We start from the raw sequence: 17,926 nt of genomic DNA on the forward strand, positions 1-17,926 counted from the left end.
ATGGCGGCGTCAATCAAAAAAATCGTTAAAAAAGTAAAGCATGCAAAATATGTGCTATTACTGATGCGCCACGCAAAAGCACAGCCGCCAACAATGGGAGATGATTGGGGAAGGGACCTTAGCGATAAAGGTTTGAAACAGGCGAAAATAATGGCAAAAGGTTTACAATCCTTAAAGCTTGTTCCAGACTACATTATTTGTTCAAGTGCAAATCGCACCGAACAAACAATGCACAAAATGCTTAAAAAGTTTGGAGATTCTCCAATAGTAGCGTCAAGAAAAAGCTTATATGATGGCGGAATGCAGTCTGTAATGGATGAGCTTTGCGCGATTAGGAGTGATTCTAGAATAACAATGATTATTGGTCATGAGCCAACAATGTCGATGGCTGCGCAATGGCTTTCTTCTCCAGATTCAGATCCTGATATATTAGGAACAATGCGACTCGGATTAGCTAATGCTTCGATTATTGTTTTAGTGTCTGATGTACCTTTTGCATCCTGCGGTTTGCGAGGAGCTAAAGCGTTGGGAATTATAACCCCAAAGGATTTTGAATAGTAAAAATACGCTTAAATTTAAATAAAATCTACATATAAGTTTAGATTATAACGACACCCCAAAATAGCTAATGACCTCATTAAGCCAAATGTTTGCTAGGCTGAATCAGGTTAAAGAATTGTTTTGGAGGATATATGTCTACTGTTTTAACGTCCGTATCAGGATTCCCACGAATCGGCGCAAATCGCGATCTTAAAAAAATAATTGAACGCTATTGGAAAAAAGATGCAACTTTAGAAGAAGTGAGACAAGTTGCAAAAGATTTGCGCAAAAAGCATTGGAAAATTCAGGCAGAAGCTGGAATAGAACTTATACCAAGCAATGATTTTAGCTATTACGATCAAATGCTAGACACAGCAATCTTGCTTGGTGCAGTGCCAGAAAGATACAAGAAGCTAAAGTTTGAAAATGCAGAAGATACGCTTTTTGCAATTGCGCGCGGATATCAAGGGGAACGAGGAGATGTAACAGCGCTTCCAATGAAAAAGTGGTTCACAACCAACTACCACTACATTGTTCCAGAAGTAGAAAATCCGCAAGATTTGCATTTAGCTGGCACAAAACCATTCGACGAGTTCAATGAAGCAAAAGCGCTCGGAATTGAAACGAAGCCAGTGTTGATTGGACCATACACCTTCTTAAAACTAGCGCGCACTCCGCAAGCTCAAGAATTAGAGGCAAATAAAGAAACAATTGAAGCATTAGCAAACGCATATTGCGATATTGTAAAACGATTTGTAAGTCTTGGAGCAAAATGGCTACAATTTGACGAGCCATACTTGTGCTTAGATAAAGAAGATGGCGATTTAAGGATTTTTAGCGATTTATATAAGCCGATTCTTCAAAGCAGACTTGAAAGTGCGGAGAATGCTGAAAACGTTAAAATTTTGCTCAACACGTATTTTGGCAATATTTTAGACTCGTACAAAACGCTAAACGATTTAGCTTTCGATGCAATTGGCTTAGATTTTGTAGAAGGCAAAGAAGAAAACCTTACAGCTTTGCAAGAATATGGAGTAAACGAAAATACAACTATTTTTGCAGGAGTTGTAAATGGCAGAAACATTTGGAAAAATGATTACGCACAAAGTCTTGGCTTGTTAGATGCTTTGCAAAAAAATGTTACTAATCGCGTAGCTGTTTCTACTGCATGCTCGCTTTTGCATGTTCCATTTAGTACGGATGGAGAAGAGCTTGGAGAAGACGTATTAAAGCATTTTGCGTTTGCTGTAGAAAAGTTGCAGGAAGTAAACGAAATTGCTCAACTTTGCGTTTTGAATGATGATGAGCTTAAAAATAGCAAGGAACTAGCGCAGAATCAGGCATTATTTGACGGGTCTAGAGTAAAAGTAGACGAAAACGTTAAAGCGCGAATCGCAAGCCTTAAGCCAGAAGATTTTGAGCGAAAGCCATCGCGCGCGGAGCGTCAAAAATTGCAAAAAGAAGCATTAGGTTTGCCTGACTTGCCTACAACAACTATCGGATCCTTCCCTCAAACAAAAGAAATAAGGGCGACTAGAGCGCTTTTTAGAAAAGGCGAAATTAGTAAAGAAGAATACGACGACTTTATTCGCAATCAAATAGACGAGTGCATAGAACACCAGGAGCGCATTGGCTTAGACGTTCTTGTGCATGGCGAGTTTGAGCGAAACGACATGGTTGAATACTTTGGCCAGCATTTGCACGGATTTAAGTTTACAAAAAACGCTTGGGTTCAGTCTTACGGAACTCGATGCGTAAAGCCTCCAATCGTTTGGAGCGACGTTTCTAGAGCGCAGCCGATCACAGTAGAGTGGAGTGCGTATGCTCAAAGCCGCACAAACCATGTTATGAAAGGCATGCTAACAGGGCCTGTTACGATTCTTAACTGGTCTTGGCCTCGCGAAGATATTACGCACGAAGAGCAAACTCAGCAGCTTGCTCTTGCAATTCGAGACGAAGTCTTGGACTTGGAGCGTGCTGGAATTCGCGTAATTCAAATCGATGAGGCAGCTTTGCGTGAAAAGTTGCCGCTTAGGCGTTCGGATTGGCATAAGAAGTATTTGGATTGGGCGATTGCAGCTTTCCGTCTTGTGCACTCTGCTGTAGATGCCACTACGCAAATCCACACGCATATGTGCTACTCGGAGTTTAACGACATTATTCGAGACATTGATGCAATGGACGCGGACGTAATATCGTTTGAAGCTTCGCGTGGAGATTTAGTTGTTTTGGACGCTATTCATAACGCGAACTTTGAAACAGAAGCGGGTCCTGGTGTTTACGACATTCACTCTCCTCGCGTTCCTAGCGAAGAAGAAATTGTTAACAGGATTCACGAGATTTTGCACAAAATGCCAGCCAACAAACTTTGGATTAACCCAGATTGTGGCTTGAAAACTAGAGGCAATGCAGAAACGTGGGTTAGCTTGCAAAATCTTGTTTCGGCAGCTAAAAAAGTTAGAAGCGAATTGGGTGGCGGTCTAAAATGACGTACAAACCAAAGTTTTCGCTAGAGGTGTTTCCGCCTAAAAGAACATCTCCAATAGGAACGATTTACGACACTTTAGACGGCTTAAGGGGCTTGGATCCAGATTTTATATCCGTAACTTACGGAACTGGAAAATCTTCGGATCGAACTGCTACTGCTAGAATCGCCAACACTATTCGATCGGAGTATGGCATTAAAACTGTTGCTCACTTAACAGCAAGATACTTGGACTATGACGATGTTGACGAAGCTTTAGACATGTTTGATAAGGCAGGCGTTAGTGGCGTTTTAGCTTTGCGCGGAGATGTTATTGAAAATCAGAATGCTGCTGGAGTGTTTAATCACGCAAGCGATTTAGTATCGTATATTCACTCAAAGCGCCCAGATTTGCCTATTTTGGGGGCGTGCTACCCAGAAAAACATCCAGAAGCTGCTACTTTGCAAGAAGACATCGATAATCTAAAGCGAAAAGTTGATGCTGGAGTAACTCACTTGATTTCGCAACTTTTTTACAATAACGATGACTTTTTGCACTTTAGGGATTTAGCTAGAAAATCTGGCATTAACGTTCCAATTGAAGCTGGGGTTATGCCTGTTGTAAACGCGAATCAAGTTAAGCGAATGACAAAAATGTGCTCTTCTAAAATAAGTGAGCCAGTTTTAGCAATGATTGAGCGATGGGGAAGTAACCCAGAAGTCTTGCAAGACGCTGGAAGCATATTTGCGTCTCAACAGATTAACGATTTAGTTGCGGAAGGCGTAGACGGAATACACTTGTACACAATGAATCGTCCTGGCGTTACTAGAAGCATTTGGTCAAACGTTAAGCCACTTTTTACTAAGATAGTGTAAATTTGTATATTTGTGGTGCAGCACAAGGGTCATGTTGTACTGCACCACAATGTACAGTGGCGTTATGAGCAGTCAAAAAAGCAGTAATAGCGATTTAGATCATAATTTAGGTACTGATTTAAAACAGCATGCGGATTTTAATTTAAGTTTTGCTAAAGAAACTGACTTATCATACAGAACTCTAGTTAAAGCTGGATTTGCTCGTCCAGAATCTGCTCGTAAAACCATAGAAGATATTTGCAAAAATTGTGAGAATAATTCAATTAATGTGCTCAAAATCTTAGAAAGCATAAATAGAGCAGAAGACCCAGATTACGCAATTTTAGCGTTTAAAGATATATATCAATCTCAGAAAAAAACTGTTGAAAATATTGCGGAGAACTCGAATAATTCATTAATAACAAGCCCACTTGCGTCTTTAATGCAAGTTCTTGGAGCATCTAAATCATTTGCGATGCTAATGAGAACGCACACTGATTTAATAAACGCTGCAGCAAATGACCCAAATCATTTACTACACATGACTTTAGAAGAACGTGTTTCGGATTTACTAGAAGCTATTCAATCTTACAGTGCAACAATAGTAAACGAAGAAAAAGAAGATTCACAAAATTTAAAAGAAGAAGACAACGTTGGCGCCAAGAATTGTAGCTCGTACACTGTTCCAATAAGCTCTATGGGTTTTGCTCAAGCTGTTTGTGCTCTTAGAGCGAGATGTCGCCAGCATATTGCTGCAATTATGGCATATGATTTGGCTAGTGCAGACCCTGTAGAATTACAGCCAGATATAAGTCGTAAACTTTCGGATGCTGCGGATGCGGCTCTTGAAGCTGCACTTGCGATAGCGCGCGGGCAAGTTTCTGGATCTTGTTGCTGCAGGTTTGCAATAATAGCAATGGGAAAATTGGGAGCGCAAGAAGTAAACTACGTTTCCGACATTGACTTAATATATGTAGTAGAACCAACTAATGGCGTTAAACAAGATGAAGCTTTGCGAGTTGGGTCTTCTATTGCACTTGTTTTGCAAAAAGTGTGTCAATCGATTGTTATGGGTTGTGCGGAGCCACCATTATGGCAAATTGATACAGCACTAAGACCAGAAGGCAAAGATGGACCTCTTGTTAGGCGCTTGGAATCACATAACGAATACTACGAAAAGTGGGCAAGTAGCTGGGAGTTTCAAGCATTACTAAAGTCGAGACCAGCCGCAGGAGACGCGCAGCTTGGTAAAGATTATAGACAAATGGCAGATTCGCTTATTTGGAAAGCGTCTGGGCGAGAACACTTTGTTGCAGATTGCCAACATATGCGACAGCGAGTAGAGTCTTTGATCCCTGCGTCTCAGCGAGATTTAGACATGAAGCTTGGGCGCGGAGGATTGCGAGATGTTGAGTTTACAGTTCAAATGCTGCAACTTGTGCACGGAAGTGAAGATAAGTCTTTGCGAGTTAGAGATACTTTAGGCGCGCTTAACGCACTATCTGCTGGAGGCTACGTTTCTAGGTCGCAAGCTGCAATTTTGGCAGAACACTACCGTTTTGAGCGAGTTCTCGAACATCGACAGCAAATGTGGAATATGCAACGCACTCATTTATTCCCAGATTTAGGTTCGCAAGGAAATGGTGGATTAGATCGCGCTAGAAGCATTAGTGCAGAAGAGCTTAATAGTAACGAGCAAATTAGGCGTCTTGCTAGAGCTGTTAGACTTAAGCCAGAAGAGCTTGTTGCGCGATTTGACAAAGCGCGCCGAGAAATTAGGCATTTGCATAAAGATATTTACTACCGTCCAATGCTGCCGATTAATGCGCAAACTGATGCGGATCCTATTGTGTTGTCTGCAGAAGCTGCGCGCGCTCGCTTTGCATCGATAGGTTTTGCTGATGCAAAAGCTGCACAAATGCATGTTGAAGCGCTTACTGATGGACTTTCACGCGCTGCTAAAATTCACAGAATTTTGCTTCCAGCAGTGTTGAAATGGCTTGGAGAAGGCCAAAATCCCGACATGGGTTTGCTTGTTTTCAGGAGACTTTCAGAGCGTTTCGGTGGTAAGAACACGTATCTTGGATTTTTGCGTGATTCTCCTAGCGCGGCTCGCAGGCTTTGTCATGTTTTGTCTGATTCGCGTTATTTAGGCGATGCAATGATGCAGTCAATACAATCTATTACTTGGCTTGGAGACGATTCGGCGCTTACACCTAGAGGCAGAGAAAGTTTAGATATGCAAACAAGCGCAATGTTGGCAAGATATTCAAGCAGCATTGTGGATTTTGCTCAGTCTTTGCGTGCTTTAAGAAGGCAAGAAATTGAGCGAGTAGCTCTTGCTTGGATGTGTGGGATTATTGACGATGATACTTCGATGCAAGCGATGAGTGATGTGTTTGATGCTGTACTTGATGCTGCTCTGCAATGGTCTATGAAAGATGCGTCTTTAAAAATGGACTTAGAAGAGAGTAAAGCTTCGATTGCCATTATTGCCCTCGGACGTTATGGTGGCAGGGAAGTTAATTTCTGTTCTGACGCGGATATGATGGTTGTTTATAAGCCGATGGCGAATGATGATGATTGCAAGATTGAATATGATTCTATATCTGATATTGCTCACCGTTTCGCGCAGACTACTGTAGACATATTGCGCAATATCCTGCAAGGTCCTCTTACTTTAGAGCCAAAAATCATGGTCGATTTAGATTTGCGACCAGAAGGTAAAGATGGTCCGCTTGTGCGTTCGCTAGAATCGTGTGAGCATTATTACCAAAAGTGGGCTAGTACGTGGGAAAATCAAGCACTTTTGCGCGCACGTTTTGCTGCAGGGTCGAAAGATTTGGCAGATGCTTTGCTAAGCGGAGTAGTAAACAATTTGCGTTATTCACCAGATCCTCTTAACGAATCTCAATTGGCGGAAATTCGTAAGCTTAAAGCGCGTATGGAAGCAGAACGCTTACCAAGAGGCGTTAGTAGAGACAGACATTTGAAGCTTGGTCGCGGTGGTTTAAGCGATGTTGAGTGGACTGTTCAGCTTTTGCAATTGCAATATGCTGGAAAATACGAGTCCTTGCGAGTAGTTGGCACAATGCAAGCGTTGAAAGCGCTTAAAGAATTGAATTTGATCGAAGATGAAGACGCAAATGTGTTAGAAAAATGCTGGCATATGTGTTCTGCAGTGCGAAATGCGAACTTCTTGTGGTCTGGTTCCTTGGAGCGCGCGGATGTTATTCCAACAGACTCTTATTCTTTAGGCGGAATCGCAACTTATCTTGGGTACGATCCAAACCAAGGTCGCGTTTTTGAAAACGATTTAATGGCTGTTATGCGTCAATGCCGCGAAGTCATGTCCCGTCTCTTCTACTGTCGCTAATAGTTAGACATTTTATTGTGTCGGTAAGTCTGACAAATCGTGTACAATCTACAAGGTCGCGTGTGGTCGCGGTCGTTTGCCAACTAGCGAAAGGTAAGCGGTTCTATTATGACGAACGCATTTTATGATTCTTCTAATCAGGTTTTTTCTCGTTGTGCAATTGCTCAATCGTTAGCAAACAAAAGCGTTGTTACATTAGACGATATTTCTACAGCTCAAATACGAATGCTATTAGATAAAGCACGATATATTGACGAGCACAGAAAAGAAGTGGCCCACACTTGCGATGGTAGAGTGTTGGCCACTCTTTTTTATGAGCCGAGCACGAGAACGCGACTAAGCTTTGAAACAGCAATGCTTCGCTTAGGTGGAAAGGTGATCGGTTTTGCGGGAGCACAGCTTTCTAGTGCAAGCAAAGGCGAAACGGTTAGCGACACTTTAAAAGTGGTGTCAAATTATGTAGATGTTGTAGCAATGCGTCATCCTAAAGAAGGTGCTGCATTTGTGGCGTCGCATGCAGGAAGTGTTCCTGTTGTTAATGCAGGAGACGGCGGCCATATGCATCCTACTCAAACTCTTGCAGATTTAGCTACAATTCTTGCGCGATTTGGCAGGCTGAATAACTTAACAGTTGGTTTATGCGGAGACTTAACATACGGTCGCACTGTTCACTCGCTTATTGAAACTTTATGCCGCTTTGGGAATGTTCACTTTGTGCTAATTAGCCCAGATGAGCTTAAAACTCCTCAGTACGTAATCGACCGCATTAACGATACGCCTTCGTGCACTTACGAAGAAACTCGCGACTTAATGGAAGTTATTGGCAGCTTGGACGTGCTTTATATGACTCGCGTGCAAGAAGAGCGTTTTACAGATCGCGAGCAATACTTGCGACTTCGTGACACTTATATTTTAACAGAAGAAAAATTGCAAAAAGCAAAATCTTATATGCCAGTGCTTCATCCGCTTCCGCGTATTAACGAAATCGCTGTTGATGTTGATGACGATCCTCGTGCAGCATACTTTGAGCAGGTTAAAAATGGCATGCTTATGCGAATGGCATTAGAAAGCTCTGTATTAGGAGATGAGCTTCCAGGATATGAGCCGACTGATTTTGTGAATATTCCTAAAGATGAGTTGGAAGCTCACGATTCTCATGGAATTTCGTTGGCTAATCCTCGCGTTCACATATCTGACGAGAATGCTCCAGAAAATCTTATATGTCCTAACTCTCGTTGCATAACAAACAGTGAGTTGACTCTTAAGCGTAGATTCTATAAAGCTGAGTCAGATAGACATGAGTATCATTGCTTGTATTGTGATGAAGAATTGCAGTGAATTCAAGTAGAATACACGTAAATAACATAATTCAAAATCAACAATAAAACTGAATAAAAAATAGAAATAAGCAAAACTAGGAGCAATATGAACGACTCACGCATGTTAACCTTGCGAAATATTGCCGTTTGGGATACTGGCGAGCGAATCGATTTGGTTATAGATGGCGTTAGACAAGACGCTTTAATTGAGAAAAACGCTCGAATTTCGGGGGAAATTGATGCAAGTGATTGGATTGTTGCTCCTGGTTTTGCAGACCCGCACGTGCATTTTAGGGATCCTGGTCAGACTGATAAAGAAACAATGATGACTGGGGGCAATGCTGCTGCTGCCGGAGGATATACGAATGTGTTGATTATGCCAAACACAATTCCAGCTGTTGACGGTGAGCCTTGGAATGATGCTCCTTTTGATGTAGAAAACGTTATAGATTTTTTGCAAAGATACGGGTGTATTTATGGCGTAAAACTGCCAGTACACTACGATTTAAGTGTTTGTGCTTCAATAAGTAGGCAAGGTTTAAAACCAAGCAATATTGAGCTCTGGAAAAAATATGTTCATGGTGTTGATGATAATCAAAAAACTTCGCCTATGAAAAAGCATCCAATTACTGCAATAAGTGATGATGGTTCTGCTGTTACAGATTCGATTTTGCTAGACGTTCTTAAAATGGCGAAAGAAACAGGATTGCCACTTGTTGAGCATTGTGAGCACCATTATTATGGTTCGGTAAACGAAGGACCAGTTGCTAAAATTCTAGGCGTTGGCGGAATTCCTGCATCTACAGAGCTTGCGATTGTTAATAGGGATATAGAAGCAGTTCGCAAAATAGGTGTTCACGTGCACTTCCAGCATGTTAGTACGGCTGCCGCTTTCGAAGCTATTCGCAAAGCCAAGAAGGAAGGTTTGCCGATTACTTGCGAAACAGCACCGCATTACGTTGCTCTTTGCGATGAGGATGTGCTTAAGTATGGGTCAATGGCAAAGATGAATCCACCGCTAAGATCTAAAGCGGATAGACAGGCAACTCTTGCTGCTATTGCAGATGGCACTATAGACATGATTGCCACGGATCACGCTCCTCACACAGCAGGTGATAAAGCTGGCGATTTTGCTAATACTCCAAATGGGATTATTGGTTTGGAATGTGCTTATGGCGTATGTCGTAAAGTGCTTGTTGACGCTGGGTATACGGATGATAAGCACTTAATTGAACTTATGTCGATTAATCCTATGCAATTTATGAGTAGAAGACCTACAGATGTTGCAGCTTTGCTTAATGTGTCTTCGCGTTGTGCCGTGAGACGAACATTAAAATTAAGTGAAACTGAACATCCAGAAAATATTGATTTAGTGCTTATTAATATGCGTGAAAAATGGAGCGTTGATGCGAATTCCTTCCATTCAAAGGCTCGTAATACTCCATTTGAAGGATGGCAGTTACAGGGAAGACCAGTTGCTACTATTGTTGGCTCAGAAATCGCCTTTTCTCGCATGTAATTTGTGTATTTTATAAATCGTGTTTTATAAGTAAAGACAAAGACTAAAAACTAAAAAATAGTTTGCGGCTAGTAGAGGAACAATATGGACGAACTGATAGAAGAAATCGCAGCGAAGCAAAACCCTACTGTTGTTGGATTAGATCCAAAGCCTGGGATTTTGCCTGCGCAAATTCTAAGTGGATTATCTGATGAAGTTTTGCAAGAAGTCGAAGATGAAGAGGCTTTGCCAACCTTGCTTGCTGCATCGTACTTTGAGTTTAATCGTGCGATTATTGATGCGATTTACGACATTGTTCCAGCTGTTAAGCCACAAATTGCAATGTACGAGGCACTTGGTTCCGCTGGAATCGACACTTATGCTATGACTTGTGATTATGCAAAATCACGTGGGTTATTTGTTATTGGTGACGCAAAACGAGGCGATATTGGTTCCACGGCAGCTCAGTATGCAGCACATTTGCGAGGATTTGCTGATCTTAATTCGTATTTTAAAGATGATTCTTACGATTTTAGCGAATCTTTAGTTAATCTTCTTAAAAGCGCTAGCACAAAAGATGTTTGGCACGAGGACTCTCTTACCGTAAACCCATATATGGGTTCAGATGGCGTTAAGCCATTTATAGATGAGGCAGTAGCGCGTAATAAAAATATTTTTGTTCTTCTGCGCACGTCTAATCCTTCTAGCAAAGAGCTTCAAGAACTTGTTGTTGAAGATGGCAAACCAGTTTATGAGCATATGGCAGGTTTGATAGAAAAATGGGGTGAATCAAATATTGGGACTAAAGGGTATTCACGAGTAGGAGCAGTAGTTGGAGCAACTCATCCAGAAGAAGGTAAGCGTTTGCGCGAGATTATGCCGCACACTTTCTTCCTTGTTCCAGGTTATGGCGCACAAGGTGGAACGGCACAAGATGTTTCTGGAATGTTTGATGAAAATGGTCGAGGTGCAATAGTGAATTCTTCTCGAGGAATTATTGGTTCTTGGCAAAAATCGCAAGATTATGTTAAAAACAAGTCTTCTCTTTCTCTTAATAATATTCTTGAGATTGTATCTGATTCTGCTCGCAAATCTGCTTTAAACATGAGAGATGATTTAAGACAAGCAGTATATAAATAAATCGTGTGTTAGTGTTAATGCAAAGCGAATCACAATTAGGAATTATTTCAAGATCATTGTGTCAAAATTGTGAATATGCGCGTGTAAAAACAATTATGCATGTATAACTAAATATAACTAAAACTGAAAATAGCTAAAGATAGCTAAATTACGCAACGATACGACTACATAAGGTAGGGTAAAACTAGATGAGTGATGGCATGTTTATTCAAACTCGAAAATCTTTGAGAAACGCCATATTTACGTTACGTGAAGACGCTTATGATTCTTCGGGTGCAGATTCTTTTAGTGCAAAAAGTTTGCACGCTGATGATTTAAAATACACTCGTCTTTTAGGTCGCCGTGCTATAGAAGTTCTTGATAATCAAAAACTTGACGAAGGTGTGTATCGCTTAGTTTTGCGCGATGATGCTATTGCTAAAACTGCCGCTCCTGCGCAATTTGTTAACTTATATTCTCCAGATTCTACAACTATGCTTCCACGACCATTTGGTGTTGCAAGCGTTGATGGAGATACTTTTAGTCTTATTTTTGCTGTTATTGGTAAAGGAACTACCGAATTTTCGGAGCTCAAAGCAGGAGATACTGTAGACGCTTTAGGCCCATTAGGATTGGGTTTTGATATTTCTAAGCCAGCACACTATGTTCTTGTAAGCGGAGGATTGGGTGTTCCTCCTTTGATTTGTGCTGCACAGGCGATTGCAAAAAACAAGAATTGCAAAGTGACTGCGGTTCTTGGATATCGCGATAACCATTTTGCTGACTCATTTATGAAGGAATACGTTGATAATGTTTATAGCATTAGCAACGCGCAAGGAACTGTTATTACTTTGCTTAATGAACTCGAGCAAGAAAATCATTTTGATTTTAATGGAGATTTGCCTATTGTTGTTCTTTCTTGCGGTCCTATGCCAATGATGAAGGCTGTAGCTCATTGGGCGCATGAGCGTAATGTTAAATGTCAATTAAGCTTAGAGGCGAGAATGGGATGCGGATATGGAACTTGTGTTGCTTGCGTTGTAGATACTTTAGAAGGAAGACTTAAAGTTTGTAACGAGGGACCAGTGTTTGACACCGAAAGATTAGGCTGGGAGTAAAAAGATATGAGTAACGAAATGAATAATGCTTTAGAAAATGCGCAAAATGGCGCACAGAATAGCGCATCAACTCTTGGGTTTGACACTAGTCATGTGTGGAAACACAGCACTAAAGTAGCTGGAGTTGAATGGAAGAATATGGTTGGGACCGCTTCTGGCACATTCCAACTTGCAGCTTGCGCGCACTTTTACGATGTGAGTCAGCTTGGAGCAATTTGTACAAAAGGTGTTTCCCCGGTTCCTTGGCAAGGAAATCCTGCTCCGCGCACTGCAGAATCGCCTTCTGGAATGGTGAATGCTGTTGGCTTGCAAAATCCTGGAGTTGACCACTATTTAGTAGATGAGTTGCCAAAGCTTAAAAAGCTGGGGGCTCTTGTAATTACTAACGTTGCAGGCCATAGTGATGACGATTATGCTCAAGTTGTTGAAAAGCTTGCAGATTCTGCTGCAGACATGCTTGAGATTAATGTAAGTTGCCCAAACGTGACTCATGGTGGAATGAGCGTTGGTACGGATCCTATTGCGCTTCATCGCTTAATTAAGCGTCTTCGCGCAATGACGGATAAGCCGATGATTGTAAAAATGACGCCAAACGTTACTGATATCGTCTCGATTTGCAAAGCTGCGGTTGATGCTGGAGCGGATGCTCTAAGCATGATTAACACTCTGGTTGGATTGCGAATTGATATTCGCACAGGCGAGCCTATTATTGCAAACCGTACTGGCGGCGTTTCCGGTCCTGCTATTTTCCCGATTGGACTTGGGTTTGTGTGGCGAGTTCGTCAAGCTATGCCAGATATTCCAATTATCGGCATTGGTGGCATTGATTCTGGCGAAAAAGCTTTGGAATACTTGTATGCTGGCGCTAATGCTGTAGAAGTTGGTGCTGCTGCTTTGGTGGATCCTACTGCTCCTATTCGTATTGCGAGAGAGCTTGATGATTTGCTTGATTCTCGTCCAAAGCTTGCGTCTTTGCTTGCAGAAGGAAAGACTTGGCGCTGAAATTAAGTATTTAAAAGGTATTTAGAAAGTATTTAAAAAAGTATTTAAAATTATTTTAAGAAAGAGAGCTAATTATGGCAGAATTAGACGAGCGTTTTACAAAGTTTTTGCTTGACTCGGGCGCGCTTAAGTTTGGTGACTTTACGTTAAAATCTGGTCGTCAATCACCTTATTTTATTAATGCTGGAGCTTTTGACGACGGCATGAAAATCGCGAGCTTAGGAGCATACTACGCTCAGCGCGTTGTTGCAGCAATTGAAGAAGGCAAACTTCCGCAAGATATTGACACTGTTTTCGGTCCTGCTTATAAGGGTATTCCGCTGGCAGTTTCTACGGCGATGGCTTTGACAAATAATCACAATATGCCTGTTGGTTTTACTTTCGACCGCAAAGAGCGAAAGGATCATGGCGACGGCGGAATTATGGTTGGAAAACCGTTAAAAGACGGCATGAAAGTTTTGCTTGTTGACGACGTGATGACAGCTGGAACTGCAGTTCGCGAAACTTTGCCAAAACTTAAAGCGGAAGCAAATGTGCAAGTTGTAGGCTTGATTTTGGCAGTAGACAGAATGGAACGCACAAAAGACAGTGAGCTTTCTGCAGTAAAAGCAGTAGAGCAGGAGTTTGGTTTCCCAGTTTTGCCAATTGCTAACGTGCGTGAAATTTTCGCTGCAGCACAAAAACTCACTAATAATGACGGAAGCGCTGTTATGGATGAGAATTTGGCTGCTCGAGCTGAAAATTATTTGCGAGAATATGGTGCATGAATTGTCTGTGCAATATAGACTTATACAATTATAGACTTGTATAATTAAGCAATTATATAAGTCATGTATGAGTTGTGTTCTTGCTATTTTATTCATACATATGTTTGTTAAATAGGAATGGCGGATTATGAAAGAGGACAATAACGAATATCAGGATTTGAATGATATAGCTTCATTTAATAATCCGCCTGAGTGTGAGCAAGATACCATTTTTGATCGGTCTAGTAATGATTCAAACAGATCATTATTAAGCGATAAGAAAGCTATTGCAGTGATTATATCTGTTTCACTTATTGCAGTAGCAATTGTTATCGGAATATGGTTATCTTTGTTTGCACATACTTCTAGTAATATAAACGCTGGCGAGCCCTCTAAAAAGTGCGTTCAGTTGCGTACACAAGTTCTTTCAGCTAAAGCTGACCTTAAAAAAATCATTTCAAGCCAAAACGTGCATGATGCTTCTGAAATAAAATCTTCCGATTTTGATGCTGATTTTGATTCAGTTAAGGATACTGTTGACGATTTTCAATCTTCCTTAAATTATGCCAATGATGATTTGAAAAATGATATTTCAGATTGTCCAGTTGGAGCCAGTTCTTACGATTCACCATCAGTCGAAAATAAGCTTTCCAACCAGTTGGATACTTTGAATAAAGATGCTGATTCGCTTAAAAAATCTTCTGATAATCTTTTAAAAACAAGTAGAACTTCTTTTGGCGATCAATTGTTAAATCTTGTTAAAAAAGCTAGAGAGCTTGTAGAAAAAGCGAAAGATTTGCCTATTTTAGCTGTTGCTTCTAAAAGTCTAGAAAATGCTATTAATGATGCTGGTAATGCTCTTGCTAAAAGCAGCAATAATTATCAAGAGTTAAAGCAGTCTTATCAAAAAATAAAAGCTGTTATAAGCCAGTACGAAGATAGAATTAAAAAAGTGAGCGATAGATTTTTAAGTAGAGATGGCAATGGGTATCCTTTTGATGCTCCACATCCTCAGGATGATCAAGGTGGCTATATTCCAATGGGTCGTAGTCAAAACTCAGAGTCGTCGGAACAAAACGATCAAGAGTAACGAATAATCACGTTAAATGCGTGTTGTTATTTTAGTTGTTATTTTAATTAGTTGACGCTTTGTGGCATAATAAGCAAGGTTTATTTCTTAGCTGTGTAAATTGCAGCTTTAATTAACGAAAGAAACGGATAACTCGTGGCACAGACTACCAATGATATTAAAAATGGATCGGTTTTGAACCTTGAAGGTCAGCTTTGGACCGTCATCAAGTTCCAGCATGTTAAGCCAGGTAAAGGTCCTGCTTTTGTGCGTACCACCATTAAGAACGTGCTCTCGGGCAAGATTGTCGACAAGACTTTTAACGCCGGCATGAAAATGGAGTTCGAGACCGTTGATAATCGCACTTTGCAGTACTCTTATGAAGATGGCGATAACTTCGTCTTTATGGATATGAACACTTATGATCAGGTTTATATTCCTAAGGACTTAGTTGGTGAACAAAGCAAGTATTTGCTTGAAGGCACTGATTGCATTGTAAGTTTCCATGACGGCACTCCTTTGAGCGTTGAGCTTCCAGCTTCTGTAATTTTGACCATCACTCACACTGAACCTGGTTTGCAAGGTAACCGTTCTAACGCTGGCACAAAGCCTGCAACTGTTGAAACTGGTGCTGAGATTCAGGTTCCACTGTTTGTTGGCGAAGGTGAAAAGGTGAAGGTTGACACTCGTGACGGCTCTTACCTTGGTCGTGAAAACTAATTAAATTTTTTGTATAAAGCGACTCGGCGGCGATTCTTGTTGCTGAGTCGTTTTATTTTGCAATAGCTATTTTGTGCAATATTTGATATATATTGATGTAAGTTTAATTCTTGTAGACTTTAAGGATCTATAAGATTATGTAGTTTGATAGAAAGACGATACTATGGCACGCTCCACCGCTCGCAAAAGGGCTTTGAATACGCTGTATGAGGCAGATGAAAAGAATCAAAATATTCTTTCTTTGCTTGAAGAACGTTTGAAGGAGCCAGGTGCGCAAACTCCTCTTCCAGATTATGCTGTTGATATTATTCGAGGAGTTGGTGAGCGTAGAAATAGGATTGATAAGACGTTGAATCGTTATTCTACTGGCTGGAAAGTCGGAAGAATGGCGGTGATTGATCGTAATATTTTGCGAATAGCTGTATGGGAGATTCTCTTAAACGACGAAGTGCCAGATAAGGTTGCTATCGATGAGGCTATTTCTCTTGCAAAAATGTATAGTGATGATGATGCTATTGCGTTTATTCATGGCTTGTTAAGCGCGATTATGGCAGACAAAGAAGCTTGCTTAGCAAAGTTTAATGGTGAGGCATCTGCGGAAGATACTGCTGGAGAAGTTAATGAAACTGAAGCAGCTGATTCTTCAGATGTTGAACAATCTTCTAATGAATCTAATGCTGATTCTGTTGAGTGAATTTAAAATTGCGTGTAATCCGTTTAGTGCAGTAGCATTAAGCGGATTTTTTTTTATTATGAATTCGTAGTAATGAATTCGCAATAATAATTTGCATTAAGAAATTGTTGATAGCTATTATCGGCGCGTCGCCGTCCGCCAATCTGAGTAAACTTGCCACGAATAACCTAAAGCCATAAGGGGGTTAAGGTGGGCTATAACGACACCTTCGCCGGATTCGGCACTGATGATGCAGTATTAGTATTGGAAGACGGACAAGTTTACGTTGGTAAACCATTTGGCGCAAAAGGTTCTACGCGCGCTGAAATCGTGTTCTCTACAGGAATGACTGGTTACCAAGAAACGCTTACTGATCCAAGTTATGATCAACAAATAGTTGTTCAAACGTTCCCACACATAGGAAATACGGGAATTAACAATGAAGACCCAGAATCTTCAAAAATATGGGTTGCAGGATACGTGGTAAAAGCTCCAAGCCCTATTGTTAGCAATTGGAGATCCACTGGTTCCTTGGAAGATGATTTAGAAAAACAAGGAATAGTAGGAATCAGTGGTATTGATACGAGAATGCTGGTACGACATTTACGCTCAGTTGGCGTTATGCGTGCCGGCATTTTTTCTAATGAAGCACTGATAGACAAAGCTACTGGAGCAATTCGTACAGTTGCGTCTTTTGTGAATGAGATTAAACAAACTCCTCAAATGCAAGGCTTGCGACTAACAGACGAAGTTAGTACACAAGAAGATTATACGATTGAGCCTTGTGGAGATTACGAAGGCAAGGAGCCTCTTTACACTGTTGTAGCTGTGGACTTTGGTATAAAAGCCATGACTCCGCATCGTTTGGCACAGCGCGGATGCCGTGTACACGTTGTAAGCTCCTCAATAAGCTTTGAGTCACTTCAAGCGCTTAATGCAGATGGCGTGTTCTTCTCGAATGGACCAGGTGATCCTGCTCAAGCAAATCGAGAAGTGGAATTATTACGTAACGTGTTAGACGCAGGATACCCATTCTTTGGAATATGCTTTGGAAACCAACTTTTAGGTCGCGCGCTTGGGTTTGGAACGTACAAGCTTAAGTTTGGTCATCGTGGCATAAATCAGCCTGTAAAAGACGTGACTACTGGAAAAGTGGAAGTTACGGCTCATAATCACGGCTTTGCTGTAGACGCTCCTATTGGTGAGACTATCCAATCGCCTTATGAAAATGGACATTTTGGTCGCGTAATAGTGTCTCATGTGGATCTTAACGACAATGTTGTAGAAGGCTTACAATGCCTTGATATTCCAGCTTTTTCTGTGCAATATCACCCAGAAGCAGCCGCAGGACCTCATGATGCATCGTACTTGTTTAACCGCTTTGTAGAACTTATGCAAAATCACAAGAATAAGAGCGAAAAATAGTA

At 41.1% G+C, this 17,926-nt stretch carries 14 protein-coding genes; all 14 read left to right on the forward strand.

The window, feature by feature from the left end; genetic code table 11:
• Nucleotides 1-558, forward strand: coding sequence for a SixA phosphatase family protein (locus tag ABVC65_RS04975; protein WP_004117220.1), 558 nt, complete (start codon nt 1-3; stop codon nt 556-558).
• 134 nt (nt 559-692) lie between these two features.
• Nucleotides 693-3,029, forward strand: coding sequence for a 5-methyltetrahydropteroyltriglutamate--homocysteine S-methyltransferase (metE, locus tag ABVC65_RS04980; protein ID WP_353582738.1), 2,337 nt, complete (start codon nt 693-695; stop codon nt 3,027-3,029).
• Nucleotides 3,026-3,880, forward strand: a complete 855-nt coding sequence (gene metF / locus ABVC65_RS04985; RefSeq protein ID WP_016825114.1) for a methylenetetrahydrofolate reductase [NAD(P)H] — start codon at nt 3,026-3,028, stop codon at nt 3,878-3,880. Before metE ends, metF begins: the two co-directional genes overlap by 4 nt.
• A gap of 49 nt (nt 3,881-3,929) precedes the next feature.
• Complete coding sequence (locus ABVC65_RS04990; protein WP_004122485.1) at nt 3,930-7,235, forward strand: bifunctional [glutamine synthetase] adenylyltransferase/[glutamine synthetase]-adenylyl-L-tyrosine phosphorylase; 3,306 nt, start codon at nt 3,930-3,932, stop codon at nt 7,233-7,235.
• Between the two features lie 108 nt (nt 7,236-7,343).
• The gene (gene pyrB, locus ABVC65_RS04995) at nt 7,344-8,573 is read left to right on the forward strand and encodes an aspartate carbamoyltransferase (protein WP_004123465.1); all 1,230 of its coding nucleotides are present in this window, start codon (nt 7,344-7,346) and stop codon (nt 8,571-8,573) included.
• 87 nt (nt 8,574-8,660) lie between these two features.
• Nucleotides 8,661-10,073: a dihydroorotase gene (locus ABVC65_RS05000; RefSeq protein ID WP_353582739.1), complete on the forward strand. Its 1,413-nt coding sequence runs from the start codon at nt 8,661-8,663 to the stop codon at nt 10,071-10,073.
• Between the two features lie 84 nt (nt 10,074-10,157).
• On the forward strand, nt 10,158-11,192 hold the full coding sequence (gene pyrF / locus ABVC65_RS05005; protein ID WP_004123471.1) for an orotidine-5'-phosphate decarboxylase: 1,035 nt from the start codon (nt 10,158-10,160) through the stop codon (nt 11,190-11,192).
• Between the two features lie 188 nt (nt 11,193-11,380).
• A complete protein-coding gene (locus tag ABVC65_RS05010) occupies nt 11,381-12,289 on the forward strand; it encodes a dihydroorotate dehydrogenase electron transfer subunit (protein WP_004122473.1) in 909 nt (302 codons plus the stop codon).
• A gap of 6 nt (nt 12,290-12,295) precedes the next feature.
• On the forward strand, nt 12,296-13,291 hold the full coding sequence (locus ABVC65_RS05015; protein WP_004122470.1) for a dihydroorotate dehydrogenase: 996 nt from the start codon (nt 12,296-12,298) through the stop codon (nt 13,289-13,291).
• A 74-nt stretch (nt 13,292-13,365) separates the two neighbouring features.
• Nucleotides 13,366-14,058, forward strand: a complete 693-nt coding sequence (pyrE, locus tag ABVC65_RS05020) for an orotate phosphoribosyltransferase (protein WP_353582740.1) — start codon at nt 13,366-13,368, stop codon at nt 14,056-14,058.
• 127 nt (nt 14,059-14,185) lie between these two features.
• Nucleotides 14,186-15,127 (forward strand): hypothetical protein, encoded by a 942-nt coding sequence (locus ABVC65_RS05025; RefSeq protein WP_353582741.1) that lies wholly within the window; start codon nt 14,186-14,188, stop codon nt 15,125-15,127.
• A 135-nt stretch (nt 15,128-15,262) separates the two neighbouring features.
• Nucleotides 15,263-15,826 carry an elongation factor P gene (efp, locus tag ABVC65_RS05030; RefSeq protein WP_004115197.1) on the forward strand — a complete coding sequence of 188 codons (564 nt, stop codon included), beginning with the start codon at nt 15,263-15,265 and terminating at the stop codon, nt 15,824-15,826.
• Nucleotides 15,827-15,989: 163 nt separating this feature from the next.
• Nucleotides 15,990-16,520: a transcription antitermination factor NusB gene (gene nusB / locus ABVC65_RS05035; RefSeq protein WP_004122463.1), complete on the forward strand. Its 531-nt coding sequence runs from the start codon at nt 15,990-15,992 to the stop codon at nt 16,518-16,520.
• 189 nt (nt 16,521-16,709) lie between these two features.
• Nucleotides 16,710-17,924, forward strand: coding sequence for a glutamine-hydrolyzing carbamoyl-phosphate synthase small subunit (carA, locus tag ABVC65_RS05040; RefSeq protein ID WP_016825118.1), 1,215 nt, complete (start codon nt 16,710-16,712; stop codon nt 17,922-17,924).
• Nucleotides 17,925-17,926 lie beyond the last annotated feature (2 nt).

Source organism: Gardnerella vaginalis (assembly GCF_040427915.1).
GTDB lineage: Bacteria > Actinomycetota > Actinomycetes > Actinomycetales > Bifidobacteriaceae > Bifidobacterium > Bifidobacterium vaginale_C.